Here is a 25,657-nt window from a genome sequence, read left to right as displayed (position 1 = left end):
TCACTGCTGTACGGCTTTAGCTGCGCTCATTGTAAACCAGCCGCAAAGAAGCTCAAATTTTTCGTCATTAGCCTTGGCTAAAGGATATAGCCAGTGCTATATTTGACGATAATGTAAGCAGCAAAAGAGCGATCCCTGGTGATCCTCTGTTGCTCCGGTGATGATGACGCCTCTCACCGCAGGCTGCTGACTACCGCGTCGACAATGATTGGGAGGTGATTCTATGAGCACCCTGAAATGTTGCTTAGATTGCAGTAAATGCTTCCAGGCTGAGAAGAAAACATCCACGGAGATGAAATCCTGGCTGTGCCTGCTGACGCGTTCACCGTTCACACTGCGTCTGATGTTGCTGGAAAAACTGCTGGGCCATAAGTCTGACGATCGTCGCTGTCAGAAACTCATCTGGCGCGGCTAATCCTGATTCTATGCCTTTCAGCCGCTGGCTGAGAGGCGCACTCTCCCTTTCTGCTCTCTTTTTTTCCTGTTTCCCCATCGAATCAATATGACCTGCGGCTTCAACCAGCATGGCTGCTGATCGGCTACAGCGATCCGGAAAAGTCGGGAAACGTGCAGATACGAGAGAAGGGTGAGTAAATCAGCACAATAAAAAACGGCCCACAAGGGGCCGCTTTTTTGCAGGTCAGCTAAGCTAAACTTAGAAGCTGTAACCTACGCCAGCAATCCAGGTGCCAACGTCAACGTTACGGATACGGCTCTGCTCGTAACCAACGTCAACTGCGAAGTCCTGAACTGGGTTAAACTGCAGACCTGCGCCGTAAGAGAAACCTACGTCGCTTGAATCAGTTTTATCGCGTGATGAAGTATCGTTCTGCTGGAATTTACCGTAGCCGATACCCACAACACCGTAGATGCTTGCCCAGTCGTTCAGACGGAAAGCAGGACCACCGGTCACACCGTAGTACTGGCCTTTGTTATAAATGCCAGAATCGGTGTTATCTTTTTCTGTGTAGGTGAATGAACCGATCCAACCCAGTGGGTTAGAACCGTCTTCGTAGCGGTATTTCAGGTTGAAGCCGTTAGCTTTGTTAGCTACGCCCTGATAGTCGCTCTGAGCATAGCCACCAGTTACGGTGCTCTGTGCCATTGCTGAACCTGCAGATACTGCCAGTACACAGGCTAATGCTGAAAGACATGCAATTTTTTTCATAACCACCTCAAATGTGAAAATACTTCTCTCCTGACAACGCTGAAAATATAACAAAAAATAGCGAGAAACTCTGCCCGGATTTTGTTGTCTAACAGAATGTTTGGTGTAACAGGAAGTTAATGCGACAACCTATGTCATTCATTTTTCTTATAAAATCCGTCATCTTTCTGCAATAATCATTTTGTGCTCATTTCGTTCTTTAAGTTAAATCCTAAAAAAACCTGACATTTCTTTACCTAAATGGCCCTGATTCTGGCCAAAAATCGCTCAGTTGAGAGAAATTTAAAACCCCATTCCGTGATTTTTTGCCTGCTATTTCCTTTACACTGGCTGACTAATTACGTTGATGACCAGGAAAAGTACACAGGATGTCTGCCTCTCCCGCTTCTAAAAACCTTGCCCCGATAGTGATGCCGATTGCCGTGCTGCTGATTGCGATGCTGTCGCTTCAGGGCGGCGCTTCGCTGGCGAAAAGCCTGTTTCCTGCCGTTGGCGCTACCGGCATCACCGCGCTGCGTCTGGGCTTTGGCACCCTGATACTCTGTATTATCTTCAAACCCTGGCGTTTACGCTTTAGCCGGGAGCAACGTCTGCCACTCCTGATGTATGGACTGGCGCTGGGCACAATGAATTTCACGTTTTATCTGGCGATTCGTACCGTGCCGCTGGGTGTGGCGGTGGGACTGGAATTTACCGGCCCACTGGCGCTGGCGCTATTCGGATCGCGCCGGCCACTGGATTTTGTCTGGGTGCTGCTGGCCGTGATTGGTCTGTGGTTCCTGCTGCCTTTTGGCACAGGCATGACTGCGATTGATCCGCTGGGCGCTGCGCTGGCGGTGAGTGCAGGCGCCTGCTGGGCGATCTATATCCTGGCGGGACAGCGGGCAGGCGCAGAACATGGCCCGGCGACAGTGGCTATCGGGTCGCTGATTGCCTCAGTGATTTTTGTACCGCTGGGGCTGACGTTCGCAGAAAGTGGCATCTGGACATGGGCCGTTATGCCGATCGCGTTGCTGGTTGCCCTGCTCTCCAGCGCCATCCCCTATTCGCTGGAGATGATCGCCCTCACCCGCTTACCGGCGCGCATCTTCGGCACGCTGATGAGTCTGGAACCCGCCATGGCTGCCTTTTCCGGCATGCTGTTTCTGGGGGAAACCCTGACCGGGCTTCAGTGGCTGGCGCTGCTGGCGATCATCATCGCCTCGGCAGGTTCAACGCTGACCATGCGGCCGAAAAAGAGTCAGTTAAACAGCGTTGAATTATCAGACGATATCCATAAATAAACGCTATCCGCCCCGCCTGCTGGCGGGGCTAAATAATAATCATGCTCATCATGAGAATTATTCCTAATCTTCGCTCCTTCCTGCGTTGTCTATTTTGAAACAGACACTTACCAGTTATTTACATAATAGAATAACCTAATGATTTAATTATCTATTTATTTAATTTTATATTTTAACATGGCATTAACCTTCTTAGCCCAGCCCTGCTCTGACTAAAGACGCACGCTATTTCATCCATCGACAAAGTCGTTTCTGCAAAGCTGAAAAGCGCTGCTATACTTATCCGGTACTTGATTAGGACAACCATCAAAGAGAGGACTGAAACGATGAGTACCGCTAAATTGGTTAAAACTAAATCTTCTGACCTGATTTATACCCGCAATGATGTGGCCGAAGACGATAAAAAAGCCACCATCGCGGTGTTAAACCGTCTGGTAGTCGAGTTTATTGACCTGTCATTGATCACTAAGCAGGCGCACTGGAACATGCGCGGTGCTAATTTTATCGGTGTGCATGAGATGCTGGACGGCTTCCGCACCGCGATTACCGATCATCAGGATACTATTGCCGAGCGTGTGGTTCAGCTGGGTGGCGTGGCGCTGGGCACCACGCAGGTCGTTAACGATACGACTCCGCTGAAGAGCTATCCGCTGAATATTCACAGCGTTCAGGATCATCTGAAAGCGCTGGCAGACCGTTACAGCGTTGTCGCGAATGACACCCGTAAAGCGATCACTGAAGTAAAAGACGAAGATACCGCTGATATCTTTACTGCGGCATCACGTGACCTTGATAAATTCCTGTGGTTTATCGAAGCGAACATCGAATAAGACTCAATGCAGTCTGTCAGGCGGGGAAACCCGCCTTTTTTACGTCTGTGTTACCGCATTTTTATGACCCTGTTAACAGTTCTTCCCTCCTCCGCTTCACAGCCTTAACATCTGAGGCACACTACCGCTTGCACCAAAACAGCCACCTGCACCAAAACTGAGCACCAAAATAGTGCAATGGCAGAATTAACTGCAAAATCGTGTCAGCTATGTTATTTAACTCTCTGATTTCGCGGATTTTGCAAAGTTGGCATAATTCTTTCATATGACAAGCCGCAAACGCAGGCCCTGCCGCCTGGTAGTAAAAAAAGGAAAAATGATGAAGTCACTGTTAAAAGTTTCTGTGGCCGCGCTGGCGCTGGCCTTCTCTCTCTCTTCCACTGCAGCAGACAAAAAGCTGGTCGTCGCCACGGATACCGCCTTTGTTCCGTTTGAATTTAAACAGGGTGATAAATATGTCGGCTTCGATGTGGATCTGTGGGATGCCATTGCGAAAGAGCTGAAGCTCGATTACACCCTGAAGCCAATGGACTTCAGCGGCATTATCCCTGCACTGCAAACGCGCAATGTCGATCTGGCACTGGCGGGTATCACCATTACCGAGGAACGTAAAAAAGCGATTGAGTTCTCTGACGGCTATTACAAAAGCGGTCTGCAGGTGATGGTGCGTAACAATGAAAACGACATCAAAGGCATCAGCGATCTGAACGGTAAAGTGGTCGCAGTGAAAAGCGGCACCGGCTCCGTGGAATACGCGAAAGCCAACATCAAATCCAAAGATCTGCGTCAGTTCCCGAATATCGACAGCGCCTATATGGAACTGGGCACCAACCGCGCGGACGCCGTGCTGCATGACACGCCTAACATCCTTTACTTCATCCATACCGCCGGTAAAGGCCGCTTTAAAGCGGTAGGCGATTCAATTGAAGCGCAGCAGTATGGTATCGCCTTCCCGAAAGGCAGCGACGATTTACGTGAAAAAGTAAACGGCGCACTCAAAACCCTGAAAGAGAACGGCACCTACAACACGCTCTATAAAAAATGGTTCGGCACCGAACCTAAATAATAATTTGCCCGTTATCTGATTTCAGCAGGGAAACTTTTTCCCTGCTTTTTTCCATCGCAACATATCTGGAGTGACACCATGGAGTTTGACTGGAGCGTCATCTGGCCCGCCATGCCAGCGCTGCTTGAAGGCGCTAAACTGACCTTAATTATCTCAATTATTGGACTGGTTGGCGGCCTCTTCATCGGCCTGGTAGCGGGCTTTGCCCGCGCTTACGGTGGCTGGATCACCAATAACATCGCACTGGTGTTTATCGAAATCATTCGCGGCACCCCTATCGTGGTGCAGGTGATGTTTATCTATTTTGCTTTACCGATGGCGTTCCCCGACCTGCGCATTGATCCCTTCAGCGCGGCGGTGGTAACCATCATGATTAACTCCGGCGCTTACATTGCCGAGATTACTCGTGGTGCCGTGCTGTCGATCAACAAGGGCTTCCGCGAAGCCGGACTGGCGCTTGGCCTGTCGAGCCGCGAGACGCTGCGCTACGTGATTATGCCGCTGGCGCTGCGCCGTATGCTGCCACCGCTGGGCAACCAGTGGATTGTCAGCATCAAAGATACTTCGCTGTTTATCGTTATCGGCGTGGCTGAACTGACTCGTCAGGGTCAGGAGATTATTGCCGGTAACTTCCGCGCGCTGGAAATCTGGAGCGCCGTCGCGATTATCTATCTGGTTATTACGCTGGTGTTGAGCTTTGTGCTGCGCCGCATTGAGAAAAGGGTGAAAATCCTGTGATTGAATTTAAAGATGTCTCCAAGCATTTTGGCCAGACCCAGGTGCTGCACAATATTGACCTGAAGATTAACCAGGGCGAAGTGGTGGTGATTATCGGCCCATCCGGTTCCGGTAAATCAACCCTGCTGCGCTGCATTAACAAGCTGGAAGAGATCACCAGTGGCGAACTGATTGTCGATGGCCTGCGCGTCAATGATCCAAAAGTCGATGACCGCCTGATTCGTCAGGAAGCGGGCATGGTGTTTCAGCAGTTTCATCTGTTCCCACAGATGAGTGCGCTGGATAACGTCGCCTTTGGTCCTATCCGTGTGCGCGGTGCCAGCAAAGAGGCGGCACGCCAGCTGGCGCGTGAGCTGCTGGGCAAAGTGGGCCTCGCCGAGCGCGCGCATCACTTCCCGTCTGAGCTTTCCGGCGGCCAGCAGCAGCGCGTGGCGATTGCCCGTGCGCTGGCAGTTAAGCCGAAAATGATGCTGTTTGATGAGCCAACCTCAGCGCTCGACCCGGAACTGCGTCACGAAGTGCTGAAGGTGATGCAGGATCTGGCGGAAGAAGGCATGACGATGGTGATTGTGACGCACGAAGTAGGCTTCGCACAGAAGGTGGCCTCACGGCTGATCTTTATCGATAAAGGCCGGATTGCGGAAGATGGCGATCCCGACAGCCTGATCAGCAACCCACCGAGCGAGCGTCTGCGCGAATTCCTGCAGCACGTCTCCTGATCAAAATGGGCCGCTAAGCGGCCCGTTAAAACTGATGACAATCCAAACCAGGGTAAATCTGGCAGCAACGAATAAACCCGAAGCACAGGGAACCCGGTCAGAAGAGGAAAGCGTCCCGCGCCAGGGACGGCGCGGGCCGAGCGTGTCATGGATGACAGCCTTTGCGTCTTTCCGATCTGACCGGGTTCCCTGTGCCAGCTCGGTCTTACCTCCACCGAGTCGGGCGTTGTCAACAATCAAAACGGGCCGCATCGCGGCCCGTTCTATTTTACTCTTCGCCCACAGATACACCTGTTACCATGTAAAGCGACACCTCAGTTCCCCAGGCGACTCAGCAGTTTAGTGCGCTGGGCGGCAGGCATAAAACTCCACGCCAGGAAGCGACTCTGCTTCTGACCCTGCGCCATATTAACCACCCGCATCTCCGCCACGTCGAGCGCCTGCAGCTGTTTTTCCAGCGCCGGTAAGTTCTCTTTGCGCGACACCAGCGAGGTAAACCAGCCGATCTGACGACCAAACGCCACGCTCTCGGCGATCATCTTGCCGATAAAACCTTTTTCGCCCCCGGGATACCACAGCTCATTGTGCTGGCCGCCAAAGTTGAGCGGCGCACTCTTATCCAGTCCGAGATTGCGGACCTTACGCTGCGATCCCGATACCGCCTCTTCCGCCGAGGCGTGGAATGGCGGGTTACACATCACTGCACTGAAAAATTCAGTTTTACTGACCACACCAGCCAGCACTGCATCGCTGTTTTTCTGACGACGCAGACGGATCTGGCGCGTCAGGCGCAGATTGGCCGCAACAATGCGGTTAGCGGCTTTGATGGCGGCTTCATCGACTTCGGTGCCGGTAAAGCGCCAGCCATATTCTGCCGCGCCAATCAGCGGATAGATGCAGTTTGCACCGCAGCCGACATCCAGAACGTCCGCCGTCGGGATCACGCCGTTGTTATCCAGCGCCAGCAGATCGGCAAGGTAGTGCAGATAATCGGCGCGTCCCGGCACGGGCGGGCAGAGTGAGCCGGGAGCCAGCTGCCAGTCGATGTCGTAAAATAGTTTGATCAGCGCCTGGTTCAGCAGCATCACCGCCTCCGGGTCCGCGAAATCCACGGACTGCACGCCATACCCATTGGGCCGGACTTTGGCTTTCAGCGGCGGATGGGCAGCGGTTAACGCGGCAAAATCGTATTCGCCCTGATGGCGATTGCGGGCGTGGAAGGGCGACGTGCTGGCTGACTTTTTCATACGTTCTCTCAATTATTCAGGCGCGCGTACAATACGCTGTAGGCGGCGGAAAATAAACCCGCACCATCCGCTTACCTCTTTCCGATTCCGTCGGGAGATGCTGTCGGGCTAAGATAAATAAAATTCCCTGCTGGAGAAGTTATGACCCGGAAACGCTATTCCTATCAACCCCGTGCTGGTCACGGTCTGCCGCACGATCCGCTGAACGCCATTATCGGGCCGCGCCCGATCGGCTGGATTAGCTCAGTGAGCAGCAGCGGCCAGCACAATCTGGCACCTTACAGCTTCTTTAACTGTTTCAACTATCATCCACCGATTATCGGTTTCGCCAGCAGCGGCTGGAAAGACAGCGTGAGAAATATTGCTGAGACCAAAGAGTTTGTCTGGAACCTGGCGACGCGTCCGCTGGCGGAAGCGATGAACGAAAGTTCCGCCTCGCTGCCTGCCGATCAGGATGAGTTCGCCTTTGCCGGTTTAACGCCGCTGGCGGCTTCACAGGTCAGCGCCAGTCTGGTGGCAGAGAGCCCGGTCAACTTCGAGTGCCGCCTGACGCAACTGATTCAGCTGCAGGATGCCAGCGGCAATCTGATCGACAGCTGGCTGGTGCTGGGTGAAGCGGTGGCGATTCACATCGATGAATCGCTGCTGGAAGAGGGCATTTATCAGACCGCTAAAGCCGAGCCGATTCTGCGCGCGGGCGGCCCCAGCGCCTATTACGGCATCAGCGAAGCGCAACGTTTTGATTTAGTCCGTCCGGACGCGCGCCGCAGATAATCCTTACCCCACAAGCGCATCGGCCCGGTGCGCTTTAATCTGAGCCACCGCGCGGGCGATGTCGGGTGCCAGCCAGCGATCCTGCTGCCAGCGATCAACAACCTGCCGCAAATGCTGCCAGGCGCGCCGCGTGCCTGCTGCCAGTTGTGACTCACCGTGAAACTCCAGCGCCTGCGCCGCCAGCAGATACTCAATCGCGATAATGTGATCAACATTGCTGACCAGTTTCAGCAGCTTCAGCGCCGAGCCGGTGCCGAGGCTCAGATGATCCTCCTGTAATCCTGAAGTGACATAGTTATCAAGCACCGCAGGCTGCGCCAGCTGACGGTTCTCCGCGCAGAGTGACGCCGCCACGTACTGCGCAATCATCATGCCGGAATTGACGCCCGGCTCGGCCACCAGAAATGGCGGCAGGCCGCTGACCAGCGGATTCACCAGCCGATCAAGCCGTCGCTCGGCGATGCTGCCCAGCTCCGCCATCGCAATCGCCAGCAGGTCGCAGGCCATTGCCACCGACTCGCCATGCGGATTGGACTGTGACACCACGCGCCAGGCCTGCGGCGTCCCCAGCACCAGCGGATTGTCGGTACAGGCGTTGAGTTCGGTCTCCACCTGACGGACAGCGTGACTAAACTGATCGCGACAGGCGCCGTGCACCTGCGGCATCGAGCGCAGACTGAGTGCATCCTGAGTCCGGATGCCAACGCTGGCTTTCAGCAGCGGGCTGTCACTCAGCAACTGGCGCAGGCGTTCGCCACTGCGCTGAATCCCCGGGCTGGCCTTCAGCGCCAGCACCTCAGGGTCAAACGCCACCATCTGACCGCGCAGCGCCTCAAAGCTCATCGCACCGGTAACGTCTGCCCAGTCCAGCAGCCGTTCGGCATCGTCCAGCGCCAGACAGGCTAAGCCGGTCATGCAGGGCGTGCCGTTGACCAGGCTCAGCCCCTCTTTGGCACCAGGCCGGTAAGGGGCTAATCCCGCCTGGGCCAGCGCCTGCTGCGCGGGCATGATTTCACCCTGCCACTCCACCTCGCCGATGCCAATCAGCGCCAGGCCGATATGCGCCATGTGGGTCAGATATCCCACCGATCCCTGCGACGGTACCTGTGGCGTAATCTGCAGGTTTAGCAGCGCCAGGAGATGTTGCACCAGCGCCACTGAAACACCTGATTTTCCGTGGCTGTAGTTCGCAATCGCAGCGCACAGAATGGCGCGGACCTCGGGTTTTGCCAGCACCGGCCCGACGCCACAGGCATGACTCAGCAGGGTATTGCGCGACAGCTGGCTCAGCTCATCTTCAGACAGGGTGATGTTGCACAACGCCCCCAGCCCGGTATTGATGCCGTAAGCCACCTGCCCCGCCGCCACGATATTCCCGACGATTTCACGGCTCTGCGCAATGCGCTGCCAGGCACTGTCGCTCAGCGTCAGGTTGGCGCCGTGCCGGGCGACCTGCACCAGCGCCTGCCATTTCAGCGGGCCATCGCCCCAGACCAGCGTCTGACGTATTACGTCGCTCATACCACCGGCTCCACCTGATGATGACTGGAGATAAACTGCTTAAAGCGCGCCGATCCCGCCTCGCCGAACATCGCTTCTGGCGTGCCCTGACAATCAATAGTGCCCTGATGCATAAACACCACCCGGTTAGAGACGTTGCGGGCAAAACCCATCTCATGGGTCACCACCAGCATGGTGCGGCCCTCTTCCGCCAGGCTGCGCATGACCTTCAGCACCTCGCCCACCAGTTCCGGATCGAGTGCCGAAGTTGGCTCATCAAACAGCATCACCTCCGGGTCCATTGCCAGCGCACGGGCGATCGCCACCCGCTGCTGCTGACCGCCTGAAAGCTGGGCGGGATAGAAATCTTTGCGATTCAGCAGACCGACCCGATCAAGCAGCTGTTCCGCCTGGGCAATACAGGCTTTTTTATCGCGCTTGAGGACGTAGTGCGGCCCTTCAATGACATTTTGCAGCACCGTCAGGTGCGACCAGAGGTTAAAGCTCTGAAACACCATGCCGAGCCGGGAGCGCAGCCGCTCAATCTGACGCGGATTAGCCGCCAGCTGGTGTCCCCGGGCATGGCGCTTCATCTCAATGGTTTCACCGCCCACGCTGACCACGCCCGCGTCAGGCGTCTCAAGCAGATTAATGCAGCGCAGCAGCGTACTTTTGCCCGAGCCGCTGGCACCGAGTATTGAGATAACATCGCCCTGGTGCGCCTGCAGCGAGATGCCTTTCAGCACCTCCATGGCGCCAAAGGATTTATGGATATCGCTGGCCGACAGCGTGACGGGTGGCAGTTCAGACATGTTTATTTTCCTCCAGGAATCGGCTTAGCGGCCGGTAACGGCTTTTTTTCCGGTTTATGAACCGGCGTCAGACGCCGCTCCAGCAGGGCATACAGTTGCACAATGATGAAGTTGAGGATCAGGTAGATCGCCGCCGCACAGAGAAACACCTCCATGGTGCGGTAAGTACGCTGGATAATCTGCTGCGCCACCCCGGTGACATCCCAGACCGTGACCAGACTGGCCAGCGCGGTCGACTTCACCAGCAGAATCGCCTCGGTGGAGTAAGCGGGCAGCGCATAACGCAGCATCACCGGCGCGATAATGCGCCGCAGCAGCAGCCCGCGCGACATGCCGCACGCCATCCCCGCCTCCACCTGACCAGGCGGCACAGCCAGCAGCGCACCGCGCAGGATCTCCGCGGTGTAGGCGGCGGTGCAGAGCGACAGCGCCAGCACCGCACAGGTAAAGGGCTCACGCAGAAACGGCCAGAAGAGACTGTGCCGGATCACACCAAACTGCCCGAGGCCGTAGTAGATCAGGAACAGCTGGATCATCAGCGGCGAGCCGCGAAACACCAGAATGTAGCCACGGGCAAAAGCACTCAGCAGACGCCAGCGGCTCATGCGCAGCGCCAGAATACCCACCGCCAGCACGCCACCGCACAGGAAGGCGCTGATAAACAGGCCCAGCGTAACCGGCAACGCGGCGCTGAGTTTAAGGAAGGTGTCAGTGAGGAACGCGAAATCGATCATAAGTCTCCTTAATGCTGTGCAGCGGTGCGGCTTTGCCAGGCGCGACCAAGACGGGATTCAGCCCGCAGAAAGGCGCGGTTCGACAGCAGCGTCAGCAGCAGATAACAGGCACCGCCCACCAGATAAAAGGAGAAGTAATCACGGGTGGAGCCGGCCGCGATCTGGCTGGCCCGCATCAGCTCGACAATGCCGGTCACTGACACCAGCGCCGAGTCTTTCAGGCTCATCTGCCAGACGTTTGACAGGCCAGGCAGCGCATAGCGCGCCACCTGCGGCAGCAGGATGCGTTGCCGGATACGCCAGCGCGGCATACCAATAGCGACAGCGGCTTCGATCTCCCCTTTCGCCAGGGCCAGCCGTGCGGCACGATAGACTTCCGCCTGGTAAGAGCCGGAGATAAGCCCGATGGCCAGCGCCCCGATCAGGAACGGCGGCGCTTCGATAAACCCGTCCGCGCCAAACAGTTGTCCGATCTGCGTGATCAATCCCGATCCGCCGAAGTAGAACAGGTAGATCACCAGCAGCTCAGGAATGCCACGAAAGATCACCGAGTAGCCTTCCCCTGCCCAGCGCACCGCGCGGTGCGTGGATAACTTCGCAGCGGCGACGCCCGATCCCACTACCGCACCGACCAGCAGCGCGGCAAATGAGAGCAGCAACGTCGTCAGCGTGGCACTCAGAATCAACCGTCCCCAGCCCTCCGGGCCAAAACTCAGCAGGCTTATCATCAGTTACCTCACTCAGGGTGTGACGTCAGTTTTGAACCACTTCTCGCTCAGCTTTTTCACTGTGCCATCGGCCAGCGCGGCTTTGATCGCCTGATCCAGCCGGGCTTTCAGATCGTTGTCTGCCATGCGCACGCCCATCGCCTCGCCCTCACCCCAGATTGAGCCGCCCAGCTGCGGACCGCTAAAGCTGAGGTTACGGTTATCCGGTCGCGCCAGCATCGACTGCGCAAAGGTCACATCGTCAAACACTGCGTCAATTCGCCCCGCCTGCAAATCGAGGATCGCATCGGCTGAGCTGGTGTATTCACGGACATCCGCCACCTCTTTGAAGTACTTGTCGATAAACGGCGTGTAGACGGTGCCGGAGGCGATACCGATGGTTTTGCCCTTCAGCGCCGCTTTCAGGGGTGCGATGGCAGGCTCCACGGTTTTCTCATCGTCGGTGAGTTTGATGATCTTACTGTCGGCAGGCAGCAACGACCCTTTCACCGTGATGAAGGTGGCGGGCGTTGAGGCGTAGGGCACGGTGAAATTGATCACTTTCTTGCGCTCGGGGGTGATCACAATTGCATCCATGATCACATCATATTTTCCGGCATTCAGACCGGCGATCATTCCATCCCAGTTCTGCACCACCAGCTTGCACTGTATTGCCATACGCTGGCAGAGATCGGCCATCAGCTCCGGTTCAAAACCGCCCAGTTTGCCGCCTGGCAGGGTGAGGTTCCAGGGTTCATAACTGCCTTCGGTGGCAATGGTGATCGACTTCCACTCTTTGGCCTGGGCGCTGACGCCACAGAGCAGCAGGCTGGAAACCAGCGTAGTGAGACATAAACGACGAAGAGTCAGAGGGTGCGTCATACGGTTCTCCTGAAAGTAGCGGTCTGATGATCGCCCTGACGAGATTTAACATAAATTTCACAGGATGATATGTCATGTATATACAAGTTAACGCAGCGCAGTTCATTGCCGGCTTTATCGTTTTGTGAGCCAGACAGAATTTATTACGCAGATGGCGGTGCTGCTGCACTTGTACATACAACCAAGCAAAGGTTATGCCAGCTCTGCAGAAGTGGAAAAAAAGCGGCGGTAGTCTGGGAGCGGGCAGGCGACCTGCCCGCCGCTGCACTTAAGCAGGGCAGCGATGCACCGGAGTGGCGCATCGCTCTGGTGAGTTTTATTGCGGTTTAGCCTGCGCCAGCATGGCGTGGATCAGTGCCTTAAGCACGTTCTGCAACCGGGCGGCACGCGCCTGCTGCCAGGCGTAAGGTGGGGTTTCATCCATGTAGTTGAGCTGCGCCAGCTCCAGCTGGACCGCCTCAATCTGCTGCTGCGGCTGACCGTAGGCACGGGTGATGTAACCACCTTTAAAGCGCCCGTTAATCACCCAGCTGTAGTCGTTCTGCGCCGCGCACACGGCCTCCAGCGCCGCACTCATTGCAGGCGTGCAGCTTGCGCCGTCGTTGGTGCCGATGTTGATATCGGGCAGACGGCCGTCAAACAGGCGGGGAATTTCACTGGCGATAGAGTGGGCGTCAAACAGCAGCGCATAGCCATGCTGCGCTTTGAGCCGCGCCAGCTCCTGTTGAATCTGCTGATGATAGGGCTGCCAGATCTGATTGATGTAGCCCTGACGCGCCGTGTCGTCGGGTGTTTTGCCTGGTGCAAAGGTCGGTGTACCGTCGAACAGTGTTTCCGGGAACAGGCCGGTGGTGGCGCTGGTGTAGAGCGGCTGGTTATCGGGCGGGCGATTGAGATCGACCACAAAGCGGGAGTAGCGGCCGATTAACACGCTGGCTCCGAGATCACGCACAAAATCATACAGCAGGGGAATATGCCAGTCGGTGTCGGGTAAGCCGCGCGCTGCCTCACTCAGTCCGGCTTCCACGTCGGGCGTCAGCTCGGTACCGGCGTGGGGAATGCTGACCAGCAGCGGCAGACTGCCCTGGGTAAAATGGAAAGGGTTCATTGCGGTTCTCCACGATAGATAACGGTACAGGGCAGTTCACCACCCAGCCAGTAAACCAGTTCTGCCGGACGGGCCAGCGGCCAGTGAACGAAGTTCGCCACTTTTCCCGCCTCCAGCGAGCCGTGACTGTCAGCCAGCCCCAGCGCTTTTGCCCCCCACAGCGTGACGCCCGCCAGCGCCTCTTCCGGCGTCATGCCAAACAGGGTACAGCCCATATTAAGCATCAGACGCAGCGACAGCGCAGGCGAGGTGCCGGGATTGGCATCGCTGGCCAGCGCCATCGGCACGCCATAGCGCCGGAAGAGATCCACCGGCGGACGCTGCGTCTCCCGCAGCAGATAAAATGCACCAGGCAGCAGTACCGCCACGGTGCCATGCTGTGCCATCGCTCTGGCATCCTCCTCGGTGGCATATTCAAGGTGGTCCGCAGAGAGCGCCCCATAGCGGGCCGCCAGTGCTGCGCCACCTGACGCCGAGAGCTGCTCCGCATGCAGTTTCACCGGCATGCCCAGCGCCACTGCCCGGTCAAACACCCGCGCTACCTGCTGCGGTGAAAAGGCGAGATGCTCGCAGAACGCATCCACCGCATCCGCCAGTCCCAGTGCCTGCACCTGCGGCAGCAGCCGTTCGCAGATGATATCAACCCAGCCATCCGGGTCGTGCTTAAACTCCGGCGGAAAAGCATGTGCCGCCAGACAGGTGGCACGGACGTCAGCGGCTACGCTCTCTCCCAGCTGACGAATCGCCCGCAGCATCCGCAGTTCGCTCTCTTCATCCAGGCCATAGCCGGACTTGATCTCCACGGTGGTGACGCCCTCGGCCAGCAGGCGGTTTAGCCGCCAGCGAGCCGATGCCACCAGTTCCTCTTCAGTGGCGGCACGGGTAGCGCGCACGGTTGAGAGGATGCCACCGCCCTGCGCGGCAATCTCTGCATAGCTGACGCCATTCAGGCGCTGTTCAAACTCCTGGCTGCGGTCGCCGCCAAACACCAGATGGGTATGACAATCCACCAGCCCCGGGGTCACGATGCCGCCCGGCAGATGATGATGCTGATCGGCGACGAACGCGGGCATCTCCGCCTGCGGCCCGACCCACACCAGCCTGCCCGCCCGCACCACCAGCGCCCCCTGCGGGATAAGATGGTACTTTCCGTCACGCATGGTGACCAGGTCAGCCCCGGTCCACACCGTCTCTACGCGCATCTCTTCTGCCATCGCTGCCTCATGCCTCCGCCGTTTACACTGTGCCTCAAAGTATGTATATGTATATACAACCACATCCGATGAGGATCAACCATGGCGACTTTTTTTTCCTCGCGTGCCCTGCTGGCGGAGGGCTGGCAGCAGCAGGTGCGTATCACGGTCAATCAGGCCGGTTTTATCGACTCTATTACTCCGGATAGCCACGCTGATCAGGCTATCCGGCTCAACGGCGAGGTGATCCCGGCAATCGCCAACCTGCACTCGCACGCCTTCCAGCGTGCCATGGCGGGTCTGGCTGAAGTAGCGGGCGATCCTCAGGACAGTTTCTGGACGTGGCGGGATCTGATGTACCGCATGGTGCAGCGCCTGACGCCGCAACAGGTGGGCGATATTGCCGCCCTGCTCTACATCGAGATGCTGAAAGGCGGCTACACCCAGGTGGCAGAGTTTCACTACCTGCACCACGACACACAGGGTGTGCCCTACAGTGATGATGCGATGCTGCAACAGCTGATTGAAGCGGCGGAGATCGCCGGTATCGGCCAGACGCTGCTGCCGGTGCTCTACAGCTACAGCGGCTTCGGCAGCCAGCCAGCGTCGGCGGGTCAGAAGCGTTTTATCCAGCAGACCGACCGCTATCTGCAACAGCAGGCGCGGCTTGATACGTGGCAGCAGCAAAGGCCACTGCTGAACCGTGGCCTCTGTTTCCATTCACTGCGGGCGGTGAGTGAAAGCCAGATGCAGGACGTGCTGGCGGCCAGTGATCTGACACTGCCGGTACATATCCATGTGGCTGAACAGCAGAAAGAGGTGAATGACTCGCTGGCGTGGAGCGGCGAGCGTCCGGTGGCCTGGCTGCTGAACCGCTTTGAGGTGGATGCGCGCTGGTGCCTGATCCACGCCACCCATCTGGATGAGAGTGAGCTGGCGCGTCTCGCCCGCAGCGGCGCAGTGGCGGGTCTCTGCCCGACCACCGAAGCCAACCTCGGTGACGGCATCTTTCCGGCAGTGGAGTACATCGCGCAGGGCGGACGCTGGGGCATCGGCTCTGACAGTCACGTCTCGCTGAGCGCCCAGGAAGAGCTGCGCTGGCTGGAGTATGCTCAGCGACTGCGCGACCAGCGTCGCAACCGGATTACCCTGCCCGGCCAGCCGTCGGTAGGCGATCTGCTGTGGCAACAGGCAGCAGCAGGCGGTGCGCAGGCGTGTGGCATTCAGCAGGGCACGCTGGCGGTGGGACAACGTGCCGACTGGCTGGTGCTGCGGGATGAGGCGTGGCTCGGCAGCGTCGGGTCGCACGCCGTCCTCAACCGCTGGCTCTTTGCCGGGCAACGCGATCAGATTCGGGACGTTTATGTGGCGGGTAAAGCCGTGGTAGAAGATGGGGTGCATCCGCACCAGACGGCGTGTGCCGCCCGCTTTGCTCAGGCGATGGAGACGCTGCGATGATCGCAAGGTTCACATACGCGGAGCTGGCGGTCAGCCGCTGGCGCAACGGCGGCGGCGAAACCCGCGAAATCATCAGCTTTCCACCCGGCGAGGAGCGCTTCGGCTGGCGCGCCAGCATTGCGACGCTGGCGCAGGATGGTCCCTTCTCAGCCTTTCCTGACATTGATCGGGTGATTACCCTGCTGCATGGCGATCCGGTGTTGCTCACCGCGCCGGGCGTGCAGCACTTACTGACACCTCAGCAGCCCTGGGCGTTTGCCGGCGAACTCGCCTTAACGGCAAAGCTGCAGGGCAGCGTCAGCGAAGATTTTAATATTATGACGCGGCGCGGGGAATGGCATGCAGCGGTGGAGGTGGTGACCACGCCGGTCAGCACTCTGCATGGCGTCGCGTGGGTGCTGACCGGCGCCTGGCAGACGGCTGACGGGGAACGGCTGACCGCGCAGCAGGGCGCGTGGTGGGTCGATGAAGAAACAGCACTCAGCCCGTGCGATACCGATGCCCGGCTGCTGTTTACCCGTCTTAACCGTGTCCTCTGAAGCGGCCCAGTAGTTTGTAACGTGAGCCGGGATAGAGCAGCCGCGCATAGGTCACGATTTTAGTGTCGCTCCAGGTCTGACGGCGAATCAGAAGGCAGGGTTCGTGCTCATCCACCGACAGATGTTTACGCTGACGCGCATCGGGCAACACCGCTTCAACAATGTGCTCGCCCGCCGTCAGCGGCGCGACGCGCATCAGATAGGTGTAAGGCGTCATCTGCTGATAATCCTGCGTCAGGTAATCGGGCGCGACCAGCGGATTGACCAGACGGTCCTCCAGCTGCACCGGCAGATCATTTTCGTAATGCACAATCAGCGAATGATAAAGCGTCTGCCCGGTGGTCAGTCCCAGCACCGCCGCCTGCTCAGGATCGGCTTTGTCCTGGCCGATGGCGAGAATTTTGCAGCTGTGCTGATGGCCGCGCTGAGCGATCTCATCGGCGATATTATGCACCTCCAGCATGGCGGTGTAGCCTTTCATCTCCGCCACAAAGGTTCCAACGCCCTGCATCCGCACCAGAAAGCCTTCGCTGGTGAGTTCACGCAGCGCCCGGTTAATGGTCATGCGGCTGACGCCCAGTTCATTCACCAGTTCACTTTCTGATGGCACACGCTGATTCGCTTTCCACAACCCTTCACGGATCTGGCTGACGATGGCCTGCTTCACCCGCTGATAAATCGGGGCAGGCTCATCGCTCATTGCCGCCGCCAGTTGTGCCAGTGCCGTATGCTCAACCATTTGCTGTTCCTTATGCTGAAAGTCCCCTAAGTTTACTGTCTCATCGTGTGAATGTATATACATCCAGTACGCTGCGCGGTGCCCCAATGGTGCAGCCTGCGCATCCTGATGGTGCAGCCTCTGAGTAGCGCTAAATAGTCAACCCGCAGCGGACGGGCAATCGATTTTTGTGATCGGCCTGGCACGGCACTTGCTTGCTCCCTTTGATTGTATAGACAAGCATAGACAAGAATTAACGCTTATGTTTCACTCGTATTATTCCGCTGGATCAGGGCAAGGAGAGCAGTTTAGCCACACCAGCACACTTGTATAGACAGGAGTAGACTATGTCAGGTTCGTTTCAGGTTTTGCGCCTGGTGCCAGGCGAGGTGGACCTCGCCACATTACGCGCTATCTATCAGGGCAACGTCACGCTGACGCTTGATGAGCCCGCGCGCCAGGCGATTGCGGCGGCGCAGCAGACCGTGGATGCGATTGTCGCCTCTGGCAACGTGGTGTATGGCATTAATACCGGCTTCGGCAAGCTGGCGCAGACGCAAATCCCGGCCAGTCGGCTGGCGGATCTGCAGCGTAATCTGGTGCTGTCACACAGCGTCGGGCTGGGCGATCTGCTGCCCGACAATGTTACCCGCCTGGTGGTCGCCACCAAAATCATCAGCCTGGCACGCGGTCACTCTGGCGTGCGAATCGAACTGGTTGAGGCGCTGCTGGCGCTGTTCAATGCGGGAGTCATGCCCTGCATCCCGGAAAAAGGCTCGGTCGGTGCCTCCGGCGATCTGGCACCGCTGGCGCACATGTCCCTGATGCTGCTGGGCGAAGGTCAGGTCCGGCTCAGGGGTGAGTTGATCCCGGCCACCGAAGGCCTGGCAAGCGTGGGCCTGTCGCCGTTTGTACTCGGCCCGAAAGAGGGACTGGCGCTGCTTAACGGCACCCAGGTCTCAACTGCGCTGGCGCTGCGCGGCCTGTTTGAGGGTGAAAACCTGTTTGCCGCTGGTCTGATGGCCGGTGCGCTGTCGCTGGAGGCGATTAAAGGCTCGCTAAAACCGTTCGACGCCCGTATCCATCAGGCGCGCGGTCAGCGTGGTCAGATTGCGGTCGCCGCTGCCGTCAGCACCCTGATTGAGGGCAGTGAAATAGTGCTGTCGCATACACATTGCGGCCGCGTTCAGGATCCCTACTCCATCCGCTGCGTGCCACAGGTGATGGGTGCCTGCCTGGACAACTTCAGCCACGCCGCGCGGATTCTGGAAATCGAAGCGAACGCGGCCTCTGACAACCCGCTGGTGTTCAGTGACAGCGGCGATGTGATCTCCGGCGGCAACTTCCACGCAGAACCGGTGGCCTTTGCTGCGGACATCCTGGCGCTGGCGATTGCCGAAGTCGGGGCCATCTCCGAGCGACGGCTGGCGCTGCTGCTGGACAGCGGCTTGTCGGGCCTGCCGCCCTTCCTGGTGCGCGACGGCGGCGTAAACTCCGGCTTTATGATCGCCCAGGTGACCGCCGCAGCCCTGGCCTCTGAGAACAAATCGCTGGCCCATCCGGGCAGCGTCGACAGCCTGCCGACCTCCGCTAATCAGGAAGATCACGTCTCGATGGCAACCTACGCCGCCCGCCGTCTCGGCAGCATGTGCTTTAACAGCGCCGCGGTAGTCGGCATTGAGGCGATGGCCGCCGCACAGGGCATTGAATTCAACCGGCCGCTGAAAAGCTCTGCGCTGATTGAGCAGGCCATCGACACCATTCGCGAGCAGGTCGCCTTCCTTGAGGAGGATCGCCTGCTGGCTCCCGATATCGAGGCAATGCGTCAGTGGGCAAGTCGCACTGACTGGCCTCAGGCATTGACCGCGCTGCTGCCGAGCATGCGCCCAACTTCTTGAATTAAGGAATCTTTCATGAGCGAAACTCTTTCTCAGGCTGTGGCACGTGAAATTCGCGCGCCTCACGGTACCACGCTGCACTGCGCCAACTGGCTGATTGAAGCCGCTTACCGCATGATTCAGAACAACCTCGATCCCGATGTTGCCGAGCGGCCGGAAGATCTGGTGGTTTACGGCGGCATCGGTAAGGCGGCGCGTAACTGGGAGTGCTTCGAGCAGATCCTGCGTTCGCTGCGGGCACTGCAGCCGGATGAAACCCTGCTGATCCAGAGCGGCAAGCCGGTCGGCATCTTCCGCACCCATGCGGATGCACCCCGCGTACTGCTGGCAAACTCCAATCTGGTGCCGCACTGGGCGACCTGGGATCACTTCCATGAGCTGGATAAAGCGGGCCTGATGATGTACGGCCAGATGACCGCCGGTTCCTGGATCTATATCGGCGCGCAGGGCATCGTGCAGGGCACCTACGAAACCTTCGTGGAAGCGGGACGTCAGCACTACAACAACGACCTCAGCGGACGCTGGATCCTCACCGCCGGGCTGGGCGGCATGGGCGGCGCGCAACCGCTGGCGGGCGTTCTGGCCGGGGCCTGTGTGCTGGCGATTGAGTGTCAGGAGTCGCGCATCGATTTCCGCCTGCGTACCCGCTATGTAGATTACAAAGCCACCACGCTGGATGAAGCGCTGGCGTTAATCAGCGAAGCGACCGCGGCGAAAAAAGCGATTTCGGTCGGGCTGCTGGGCAATGCCGCCGAGATCCTGCCGGAGCTGGTGAAACGCGCCCGGGCGGGCGGGCCAAAACCGGATATCGTGACCGATCAGACCTCGGCACACGATCCGATTAATGGCTATCTGCCGGCTGGCTGGGATCTGGCGCGCTGGCAGCAGGAGCGCGTCTCACAGCCGAAGGCAGTGGAGAAAGCGGCGCGTGCCTCAATGGCGGTCCACGTGCAGGCAATGCTCGACTTCTGTCATATGGGCATCCCGACCGTGGACTACGGCAACAATATCCGTCAGGTCGCGCTGGATGAGGGTGTCAGCAACGCCTTCGACTTCCCTGGCTTTGTACCGGCCTACATCCGTCCGCTGTTCTGCGAAGGAAAAGGCCCGTTCCGCTGGGTGGCGCTGTCCGGCGATCCGGAAGATATCTACAAGACCGACGCAAAACTCAAAGAACTGTTTCCGCACCACAAAACGCTGCATCGCTGGCTGGATATGGCGCAGGAGCGCATCGCCTTCCAGGGACTACCAGCACGTATCTGCTGGCTGGGACTGGGCGAACGGCATCTTGCCGGTCTGGCGTTCAATGAAATGGTGCGCAACGGCGAGCTGAAAGCGCCGGTGGTGATTGGCCGCGACCATCTCGACTGCGGCTCGGTTGCCTCACCTAACCGTGAAACCGAAGCGATGAAGGATGGCTCGGATGCGATCTCAGACTGGCCGCTGCTCAACGCGCTGCTGAATACCGCAGGCGGCGCGACCTGGGTCAGCCTGCATCATGGCGGCGGTGTCGGTATGGGCTTCTCGCAGCACGCCGGTATGGTGATTGTCTGTGATGGCAGCAAAGAGGCGGATGCGCGTCTGGGTCGGGTGTTGTGGAATGACCCGGCCACCGGCGTGATGCGTCATGCCGACGCGGGTTATGAGCTGGCACAAAGTTGCGCGGCAGAGCATGAACTGAACCTGCCGATGCAGAAGTAATACGCTGAACGGGGCGGGCAGCGACTTGCCCCGTTTTCTTCGCGTTTTTCCCTTCTGAAGCCCTGCCCGGACATCACTTCCTTATTACTTATTCCATTTTGATTTAGCCTATAGCCAGATTTCGTCCTGCCGGCGATAGACGCAGCGCCACCCGACCTCTAAAGTGAAATCTTCTCATTCTGTATGGAGCGCGACTCTGCATGACCCTTTCCCCTGCCCTGCTTGAAGATGCCCTGCGCTGGCGCCGTGAGTTTCATCGCCACCCCGAATTAGGTTACCAGGAACAGCAAACCAGCCAGTTTATCGCTGATGAGTTAGAGCGGGCGGGATTGCAGGTGTTTCGTGGTCTGGCGGGCACCGGCGTGCTCGGCACGCTGGAAAACGGTCCCGGCCCGGTTATCGGGCTGCGTGCGGATATGGATGCGCTGCCGATTACGGAAAAAGGCGACACTGAATGGCGCTCCGTCACTCCCGGCGTGATGCACGCCTGCGGGCACGACGGTCACAGCGCCATTCTGCTGGCCGCCGCCCGACAGCTGGCCGCCACACGCCAGTTCAGCGGCACGGTACATTTCATTTTTCAGCCTGCCGAAGAGAACCTGGGCGGTGCGCGCAAAATGGTGGAAGAGGGACTGTTCCAGCGCTTCCCGATGGATGCGATCTATGCGATGCACAACTGGCCGGGGCTGCCGCTGGGGTCACTGGCGGTTAACCCTGGCGCCATGATGGCGTCGCTGGATTCGTTTGAGATTACCCTGCACGGCAAAAGCTGCCACGCGGCGATGCCGGAAAGCGGTGCCGATCCGATGGTGGTGGCGGCCGAGCTGATTCTGGCGCTGCAGACGATTCCGTCACGTCGCCTCTCGCCGCTCGCCTCGGCGGTGGTCAGCGTGACGCAGATCCACGGTGGCGAAGCGATCAACGTGATCCCGGAACAGATTGTGCTGCGCGGCACGGTGCGCTGCCTGCAGACCAGCGTGCGCGAAAAAGTACGCGGGCTGATTGATGAGTTTGTCGCTACCCTGCCACGTCCGTTTGGCGTCAGCGGTGAGATTGAGTGGTTACCGGGCTATCCGGTGACCGCCAACCATGCGGCCCCGGCTGAGCAGGTACGCGAGGTGGCGCTGGCGACGCTGGGGGCCGAACAGGTTCAGTGGCAGGTTAATCCGTCGATGGCGTCTGAAGATTTTGCCTGCATGATGGAGGCCTGTCCGGGTGCTTACTTCTGGCTGGGCGCGGATGGCGACACGCCTTCCGCCCCGCTGCACAACGCCCGCTATGACTTCAACGACGCGCTGCTGCCAATTGGCATTACTTTCTGGCAGAACCTGGTTGAACAGGCGCTGCCAGCAGCCTGAGTCAGTAACCGGCGGCGAGGATCTGCTGCTCTGCCGCCGCCAGCGAGTCGCACTGGCCGCTGGCGCGCAGGCAGCAGGCGAGTTGAAGTCGCAGTGATGCGGGCACCGGCCGCTGCTGATTCAGCACCTGCTCAATCCAGCGCGCGGTTACCTCTGCCGTCTTATCGGCCGGCAGTTCAACGGCCACTTCGGGCTGACGCTCAACCCACACTTCCGCTTCCGCGCCTGCGCCCTGAATCATGCTGATCGCCGGGCAGCGCTGTGGATTGGCATAGACCTCCCCTTCGGTGCCATTGAGCAGTATCGCAGGCGCATCGATGTCACTGAAAAATTTCGCCACACGCGGTACATACTCTGGGTGCGAAACGCTCGACAGACGCAGCGCCGCACGTTCGGCAAACGGGGTCGCCAGTTTTGCCAGCGTATGCGCGCTGTTACGCACGCCCATTCGCCAGCGCAGCGACAGCTGTTTCGCCATTGGCGGGCAGAGATGATCGATGGTGATAAAGGCGAGTTCGCCCTGATCGAGTTTTGCCTGCGCCGCCTCTGCGGTGGTGACGGGGGTAATACCCAGCGCGGCAAACACCGCTTCACTGGTGATGCGCGTCGCGTCGTCGCTGACGCCATGCACCAGCACCGGGAAGCCAAGTTTCACCAGCAGCAGCGCCAGCAACGGCGTGAGATTGCCCTGTCGGCGTGCACCGTTGTAGCTGGGGATCACAACCGGCATCGGGCGGTTTTCCGGCGCCTGCAGTTGCATCATCTGCGCCTGCATCGCCTGATAAAAGCCGCGCATTTCCGCTTCGCCTTCGCCTTTAATACGCAGCGCAATCAGAATGCCGCCCAGCTCCAGGTCCGGCACTTCGCCCGCCAGCATCGCGCCATAAAGCGCCACGGCAGTATCAAAGTCGATATCGCGGGCATGATTTTTACCGCGACCAATCTCTTTAATGATTTTATTCAGTTCCATCACTCGCTTCCGGTTAAGTGCGCGGCTCAGCGCCGCGTGGGACGTCGTTTACGCACCGTATTTTTTGGCACCACGGTGGCCGGTATCGCTGCCGGCTCTGGCGTTTCCGGCTGCTCAATCGGGAAGATCGGCAGCGCCGCTAACAGCCGGCTGCCGTAAGATTTGCTCAGCAGACGGCGGTCGTAAATGACGATTTCGCCATAACATTGATGGCTGCGTATCAGGCGTCCGACCTGTTGAATCAGGGTAAAAGAGGCGCTGGGTAAGCTCTGCACCTCAAACGGATAGCGTTTCAGGCTTTTCAGCCACTCGCCTTCGGTCAAAATTACCGGACTGTCTACCGGGGGAAAAGCGATTTTATGGATATGCACCTGACTCAGCAGATCGCCTTTGAGATCCAGCCCTTCGGCAAACGACTGCAGGCCAATCAGGATGCTGGTTTCCCCTTTGGCGACGCGCTGACGATGCAGATCGACCAGGCGGCTGCGCGGCTGATCGCCCTGAACCAGCATTGAGAGGCGCAGGTCGGGCAGACAGGCGACAAACTGCTGCATCGCCCGGTTGCTGGCAAACAGCACCAGCACGCCTTTGTGCTTTTTCTCCGCCATCTGCTGCCGGAAGAAACCGGCCATCTCCGCGATATGCTCCGCTTCGTGCGTCATCAGCGGCTCATAGCGCATCTGCGGGATCACCAGCTTGCCCTGCTCCACGTGGTTAAACGGGGAGTCAAGCGCCACAAAGCGGTCGCCCGCTTTCTCGCTGAGTCCCGACATCTCCTGCAGGCGGTTGAAACTGTTAAGCGATCGTAGCGTGGCGGAGGTCACGACCACGTGCGGAATTTTACGCCACAGCATCTTCTCCAGCTGGTCGCTGACGCGGATGCCAGCGCAGTGAAACAGCAGGTGCGCCTGACCTTCGCGCAGCTCGCGGGTGATCCACTTCGACACCGGCGCGCCAGAGGCTTTTTCCATCGCCGCCAGCCGCCACAGTTTGCTGACCGATTCAAACCAGCCAAACTGGCGATTGAGCTGCAGCAGATTGCGATGCAGTCGCACCACATCCACCTTGCCGGTCTGCTCGCTCAGCGCATTAATCAAACCTTCACTCAGGCCGCGCAGCGCATCGCTGAGCTTAAAGAGCCGGGCGCAGAGATCCAGCAACTCCTGGGGCAACGCCCCCAGCACAAAGCGGAATTCGCCCGGCTGATTATGCGGTGGCAGCAGCGGATTCAGCGCCTGAGCGGTAATCGTCAGCAGTTCACGCAGCTCATCGCAGTGCGCTTTCAGCCGCTCCGGGTTAGCCAGCGGCGGCGGCGATTTTGGCCGCATCTGCGTCATAATGCTCTCTACCAGCTTGATAAAGAGGTCGAGCTGCAGGCTGCTCCAGCCCGGCGTGATGTCGGCGCTCATCTCCAGCGCATCGCGGGCCACTTCCGGCAGGTGATGCCCTTCATCCAGCACCAGCATCAGGTTTTTTGCCGGTGGCAGCACCGACTCATTCTCCATTGCTGCCATGACCAGCGCATGGTTCGCCACCACTACATCCACCTGCTCGATTTCACGCCGCGCCACAAAGAACGGGCATTCACGATACCAGCGACAGTGTGCGCCAAGGCAGCTCGCTTTGTCGGTGGAAAGCCGCTGCCACAGGCTGTCGCTGACGTTCTCGTCGCTGTGATCGCGCAGGCCGTCCCACTGATAGCGATCCAGCGATTTCTGCAACCGGCCACACTGCGTCTGCTCCTCTTTAGTGCTGCTGACGGCGTCATCGTCCAGATAAAGCAGCAGATCGCCCTGCTCATCGTCATCGGCCGCCATCGCCGCCAGATTACGCGGACAGACATAGCGCCCGCGGCCAAAGGCGGCAGTAAAGGTGAGATCGGGAATGATTTTTTTCAGCAGCGGCAGATCTTTGGTGAAGATTTGATCCTGCAGCGCCACGTTGGCGGTGCTGATCACCAGCCGCTTCTCCTGGGCGCGGCTGGCCGCGATGCCCGGGATCAGATAAGAGAGGGTTTTGCCCACGCCGGTTGGCGCTTCAACCGCCAGATGGCGCGAATCGTCGCCCGCCAGACATTTCGCCACTTCGGCGATCATCTGGCGCTGCGGCGCACGTGGGATGAAGTCAGGCACCTGCTCCTGAAGCGCTTTATACCACTGCGCTATCTGGCTTTTTACTGCGGCTGTCAGGGCCATGATTTGCGTTACCACACCGAAAATATGGCCTGTATTTTTACACAGTATCCTGTTGGCGT

At 58.5% G+C, this 25,657-nt stretch carries 24 protein-coding genes; 12 read left to right on the top strand and 12 right to left on the bottom strand.

Annotation, left to right across the window (positions count from 1 at the left end; all coding sequences use genetic code 11):
• Positions 1-223 precede the first annotated feature (223 nt).
• On the top strand, positions 224-415 hold the full coding sequence (locus ACK13D_RS09700; RefSeq protein WP_418796248.1) for a hypothetical protein: 192 nt from the start codon (positions 224-226) through the stop codon (positions 413-415).
• 240 nt (positions 416-655) lie between these two features.
• On the opposite strand, the gene ompX is transcribed toward ACK13D_RS09700, so the two are convergent.
• On the bottom strand, positions 656-1,168 hold the full coding sequence (gene ompX, locus ACK13D_RS09695; RefSeq protein WP_010254344.1) for an outer membrane protein OmpX: 513 nt from the start codon (positions 1,166-1,168) through the stop codon (positions 656-658).
• Positions 1,169-1,536: 368 nt separating this feature from the next.
• On the opposite strand from ompX, the gene rhtA reads away from it, so the two are divergent.
• The 5 genes from rhtA (at position 1,537) to glnQ (ending at position 5,804) form a co-directional block, all read left to right on the top strand.
• Positions 1,537-2,451: a threonine/homoserine exporter RhtA gene (gene rhtA / locus ACK13D_RS09690; RefSeq protein WP_187505328.1), complete on the top strand. Its 915-nt coding sequence runs from the start codon at positions 1,537-1,539 to the stop codon at positions 2,449-2,451.
• A gap of 326 nt (positions 2,452-2,777) precedes the next feature.
• Positions 2,778-3,281 (top strand): DNA starvation/stationary phase protection protein Dps, encoded by a 504-nt coding sequence (gene dps, locus ACK13D_RS09685; RefSeq protein WP_010254336.1) that lies wholly within the window; start codon positions 2,778-2,780, stop codon positions 3,279-3,281.
• 319 nt (positions 3,282-3,600) lie between these two features.
• Positions 3,601-4,347 (top strand): glutamine ABC transporter substrate-binding protein GlnH, encoded by a 747-nt coding sequence (gene glnH, locus ACK13D_RS09680; protein WP_010254333.1) that lies wholly within the window; start codon positions 3,601-3,603, stop codon positions 4,345-4,347.
• Between the two features lie 78 nt (positions 4,348-4,425).
• The gene (gene glnP, locus ACK13D_RS09675) at positions 4,426-5,085 is read left to right on the top strand and encodes a glutamine ABC transporter permease GlnP (protein ID WP_022625976.1); all 660 of its coding nucleotides are present in this window, start codon (positions 4,426-4,428) and stop codon (positions 5,083-5,085) included.
• Positions 5,082-5,804, top strand: coding sequence for a glutamine ABC transporter ATP-binding protein GlnQ (gene glnQ, locus ACK13D_RS09670; protein ID WP_010254327.1), 723 nt, complete (start codon positions 5,082-5,084; stop codon positions 5,802-5,804). The genes glnP and glnQ overlap by 4 nt, the downstream gene beginning before the upstream one ends.
• Positions 5,805-6,118: 314 nt before the next feature.
• Here glnQ and rlmF read toward each other — a convergent pair whose 3' ends face one another.
• Positions 6,119-7,051 (bottom strand): 23S rRNA (adenine(1618)-N(6))-methyltransferase RlmF, encoded by a 933-nt coding sequence (gene rlmF / locus ACK13D_RS09665; protein ID WP_397322365.1) that lies wholly within the window; start codon positions 7,049-7,051, stop codon positions 6,119-6,121.
• A 141-nt stretch (positions 7,052-7,192) separates the two neighbouring features.
• On the opposite strand from rlmF, the gene ACK13D_RS09660 reads away from it, so the two are divergent.
• Positions 7,193-7,825 (top strand): flavin reductase family protein, encoded by a 633-nt coding sequence (locus ACK13D_RS09660; RefSeq protein WP_022625978.1) that lies wholly within the window; start codon positions 7,193-7,195, stop codon positions 7,823-7,825.
• A 3-nt stretch (positions 7,826-7,828) separates the two neighbouring features.
• Here the strand turns inward: ACK13D_RS09660 and ACK13D_RS09655 are convergent, their stop codons facing one another.
• The 7 genes from ACK13D_RS09655 to hutI all read right to left on the bottom strand — a co-directional run bounded on the left by ACK13D_RS09655 (position 7,829) and on the right by hutI (position 14,782).
• Positions 7,829-9,346, bottom strand: coding sequence for an HAL/PAL/TAL family ammonia-lyase (locus tag ACK13D_RS09655; protein ID WP_418796247.1), 1,518 nt, complete (start codon positions 9,344-9,346; stop codon positions 7,829-7,831).
• Positions 9,343-10,137: an ABC transporter ATP-binding protein gene (locus tag ACK13D_RS09650; RefSeq protein ID WP_022625980.1), complete on the bottom strand. Its 795-nt coding sequence runs from the start codon at positions 10,135-10,137 to the stop codon at positions 9,343-9,345. Before ACK13D_RS09650 ends, ACK13D_RS09655 begins: the two co-directional genes overlap by 4 nt.
• 2 nt (positions 10,138-10,139) lie before the next feature.
• Positions 10,140-10,871 (bottom strand): ABC transporter permease, encoded by a 732-nt coding sequence (locus ACK13D_RS09645; RefSeq protein WP_010254311.1) that lies wholly within the window; start codon positions 10,869-10,871, stop codon positions 10,140-10,142.
• Between the two features lie 8 nt (positions 10,872-10,879).
• Positions 10,880-11,599 carry an ABC transporter permease gene (locus ACK13D_RS09640; RefSeq protein ID WP_132498854.1) on the bottom strand — a complete coding sequence of 240 codons (720 nt, stop codon included), beginning with the start codon at positions 11,597-11,599 and terminating at the stop codon, positions 10,880-10,882.
• A gap of 12 nt (positions 11,600-11,611) precedes the next feature.
• On the bottom strand, positions 11,612-12,460 hold the full coding sequence (locus tag ACK13D_RS09635; protein ID WP_256844524.1) for a transporter substrate-binding domain-containing protein: 849 nt from the start codon (positions 12,458-12,460) through the stop codon (positions 11,612-11,614).
• A 316-nt stretch (positions 12,461-12,776) separates the two neighbouring features.
• Complete coding sequence (hutG, locus tag ACK13D_RS09630; protein WP_346556292.1) at positions 12,777-13,568, bottom strand: N-formylglutamate deformylase; 792 nt, start codon at positions 13,566-13,568, stop codon at positions 12,777-12,779.
• Entirely contained in the window at positions 13,565-14,782 is a 1,218-nt protein-coding gene (gene hutI / locus ACK13D_RS09625) for an imidazolonepropionase (RefSeq protein WP_031293039.1), read from the bottom strand. Before hutI ends, hutG begins: the two co-directional genes overlap by 4 nt.
• Before the next feature lie 81 nt (positions 14,783-14,863).
• On the opposite strand from hutI, the gene ACK13D_RS09620 reads away from it, so the two are divergent.
• Together ACK13D_RS09620 and ACK13D_RS09615 are read left to right on the top strand one after the other, a co-directional pair.
• Complete coding sequence (locus tag ACK13D_RS09620) at positions 14,864-16,219, top strand: formimidoylglutamate deiminase (RefSeq protein ID WP_418796244.1); 1,356 nt, start codon at positions 14,864-14,866, stop codon at positions 16,217-16,219.
• Entirely contained in the window at positions 16,216-16,758 is a 543-nt protein-coding gene (locus ACK13D_RS09615; protein WP_191913751.1) for a HutD/Ves family protein, read from the top strand. The genes ACK13D_RS09620 and ACK13D_RS09615 overlap by 4 nt, the downstream gene beginning before the upstream one ends.
• On the opposite strand, the gene hutC is transcribed toward ACK13D_RS09615, so the two are convergent.
• Complete coding sequence (gene hutC / locus ACK13D_RS09610) at positions 16,742-17,497, bottom strand: histidine utilization repressor (protein WP_010254300.1); 756 nt, start codon at positions 17,495-17,497, stop codon at positions 16,742-16,744. The two genes, ACK13D_RS09615 and hutC, sit on opposite strands and share 17 nt — an antisense overlap.
• A gap of 326 nt (positions 17,498-17,823) precedes the next feature.
• Here hutC and hutH point away from each other — a divergent pair, with 326 nt between their 5' ends.
• The 3 genes from hutH (at position 17,824) to ACK13D_RS09595 (ending at position 22,433) form a co-directional block, all read left to right on the top strand.
• Positions 17,824-19,374, top strand: coding sequence for a histidine ammonia-lyase (hutH, locus tag ACK13D_RS09605; RefSeq protein WP_191921146.1), 1,551 nt, complete (start codon positions 17,824-17,826; stop codon positions 19,372-19,374).
• A 15-nt stretch (positions 19,375-19,389) separates the two neighbouring features.
• Complete coding sequence (hutU, locus tag ACK13D_RS09600; protein ID WP_033757077.1) at positions 19,390-21,075, top strand: urocanate hydratase; 1,686 nt, start codon at positions 19,390-19,392, stop codon at positions 21,073-21,075.
• A 200-nt stretch (positions 21,076-21,275) separates the two neighbouring features.
• The gene (locus tag ACK13D_RS09595) at positions 21,276-22,433 is read left to right on the top strand and encodes a M20 aminoacylase family protein (RefSeq protein ID WP_191921145.1); all 1,158 of its coding nucleotides are present in this window, start codon (positions 21,276-21,278) and stop codon (positions 22,431-22,433) included.
• A 1-nt stretch (position 22,434) separates the two neighbouring features.
• Here the strand turns inward: ACK13D_RS09595 and ybiB are convergent, their stop codons facing one another.
• Both ybiB and dinG read right to left on the bottom strand, forming a co-directional pair.
• Complete coding sequence (ybiB, locus tag ACK13D_RS09590) at positions 22,435-23,403, bottom strand: DNA-binding protein YbiB (RefSeq protein ID WP_010254284.1); 969 nt, start codon at positions 23,401-23,403, stop codon at positions 22,435-22,437.
• Between the two features lie 26 nt (positions 23,404-23,429).
• Positions 23,430-25,598, bottom strand: coding sequence for an ATP-dependent DNA helicase DinG (gene dinG / locus ACK13D_RS09585; RefSeq protein ID WP_033767358.1), 2,169 nt, complete (start codon positions 25,596-25,598; stop codon positions 23,430-23,432).
• Positions 25,599-25,657 lie beyond the last annotated feature (59 nt).

This window comes from Pantoea sp. K16 (genome assembly GCF_048452805.1).
Taxonomy (GTDB): domain Bacteria; phylum Pseudomonadota; class Gammaproteobacteria; order Enterobacterales; family Enterobacteriaceae; genus Pantoea; species Pantoea agglomerans.
Note: the sequence above shows the minus strand (reverse complement) of the source record. Positions and strands in the feature narration are given on the sequence as shown.

Excerpts from the sequence above, each read along its gene's own strand:
- ACK13D_RS09700 (WP_418796248.1), top strand. The coding sequence starts at position 224 with ATGAGCACCCTGAAATGTTGCTTAGATTGCAGTAAATGCTTCCAGGCT.
- ompX (WP_010254344.1), bottom strand. The coding sequence starts at position 1,168 with ATGAAAAAAATTGCATGTCTTTCAGCATTAGCCTGTGTACTGGCAGTA.
- rhtA (WP_187505328.1), top strand. The coding sequence starts at position 1,537 with ATGTCTGCCTCTCCCGCTTCTAAAAACCTTGCCCCGATAGTGATGCCG.
- dps (WP_010254336.1), top strand. The coding sequence starts at position 2,778 with ATGAGTACCGCTAAATTGGTTAAAACTAAATCTTCTGACCTGATTTAT.
- glnH (WP_010254333.1), top strand. The coding sequence starts at position 3,601 with ATGAAGTCACTGTTAAAAGTTTCTGTGGCCGCGCTGGCGCTGGCCTTC.
- glnP (WP_022625976.1), top strand. The coding sequence starts at position 4,426 with ATGGAGTTTGACTGGAGCGTCATCTGGCCCGCCATGCCAGCGCTGCTT.
- rlmF (WP_397322365.1), bottom strand. The coding sequence starts at position 7,051 with ATGAAAAAGTCAGCCAGCACGTCGCCCTTCCACGCCCGCAATCGCCAT.
- ACK13D_RS09660 (WP_022625978.1), top strand. The coding sequence starts at position 7,193 with ATGACCCGGAAACGCTATTCCTATCAACCCCGTGCTGGTCACGGTCTG.
- ACK13D_RS09655 (WP_418796247.1), bottom strand. The coding sequence starts at position 9,346 with ATGAGCGACGTAATACGTCAGACGCTGGTCTGGGGCGATGGCCCGCTG.
- ACK13D_RS09650 (WP_022625980.1), bottom strand. The coding sequence starts at position 10,137 with ATGTCTGAACTGCCACCCGTCACGCTGTCGGCCAGCGATATCCATAAA.
- ACK13D_RS09645 (WP_010254311.1), bottom strand. The coding sequence starts at position 10,871 with ATGATCGATTTCGCGTTCCTCACTGACACCTTCCTTAAACTCAGCGCC.
- ACK13D_RS09640 (WP_132498854.1), bottom strand. The coding sequence starts at position 11,599 with ATGATAAGCCTGCTGAGTTTTGGCCCGGAGGGCTGGGGACGGTTGATT.
- ACK13D_RS09635 (WP_256844524.1), bottom strand. The coding sequence starts at position 12,460 with ATGACGCACCCTCTGACTCTTCGTCGTTTATGTCTCACTACGCTGGTT.
- hutG (WP_346556292.1), bottom strand. The coding sequence starts at position 13,568 with ATGAACCCTTTCCATTTTACCCAGGGCAGTCTGCCGCTGCTGGTCAGC.
- hutI (WP_031293039.1), bottom strand. The coding sequence starts at position 14,782 with ATGGCAGAAGAGATGCGCGTAGAGACGGTGTGGACCGGGGCTGACCTG.
- ACK13D_RS09620 (WP_418796244.1), top strand. The coding sequence starts at position 14,864 with ATGGCGACTTTTTTTTCCTCGCGTGCCCTGCTGGCGGAGGGCTGGCAG.
- ACK13D_RS09615 (WP_191913751.1), top strand. The coding sequence starts at position 16,216 with ATGATCGCAAGGTTCACATACGCGGAGCTGGCGGTCAGCCGCTGGCGC.
- hutC (WP_010254300.1), bottom strand. The coding sequence starts at position 17,497 with ATGGTTGAGCATACGGCACTGGCACAACTGGCGGCGGCAATGAGCGAT.
- hutH (WP_191921146.1), top strand. The coding sequence starts at position 17,824 with ATGTCAGGTTCGTTTCAGGTTTTGCGCCTGGTGCCAGGCGAGGTGGAC.
- hutU (WP_033757077.1), top strand. The coding sequence starts at position 19,390 with ATGAGCGAAACTCTTTCTCAGGCTGTGGCACGTGAAATTCGCGCGCCT.
- ACK13D_RS09595 (WP_191921145.1), top strand. The coding sequence starts at position 21,276 with ATGACCCTTTCCCCTGCCCTGCTTGAAGATGCCCTGCGCTGGCGCCGT.
- ybiB (WP_010254284.1), bottom strand. The coding sequence starts at position 23,403 with ATGGAACTGAATAAAATCATTAAAGAGATTGGTCGCGGTAAAAATCAT.
- dinG (WP_033767358.1), bottom strand. The coding sequence starts at position 25,598 with ATGGCCCTGACAGCCGCAGTAAAAAGCCAGATAGCGCAGTGGTATAAA.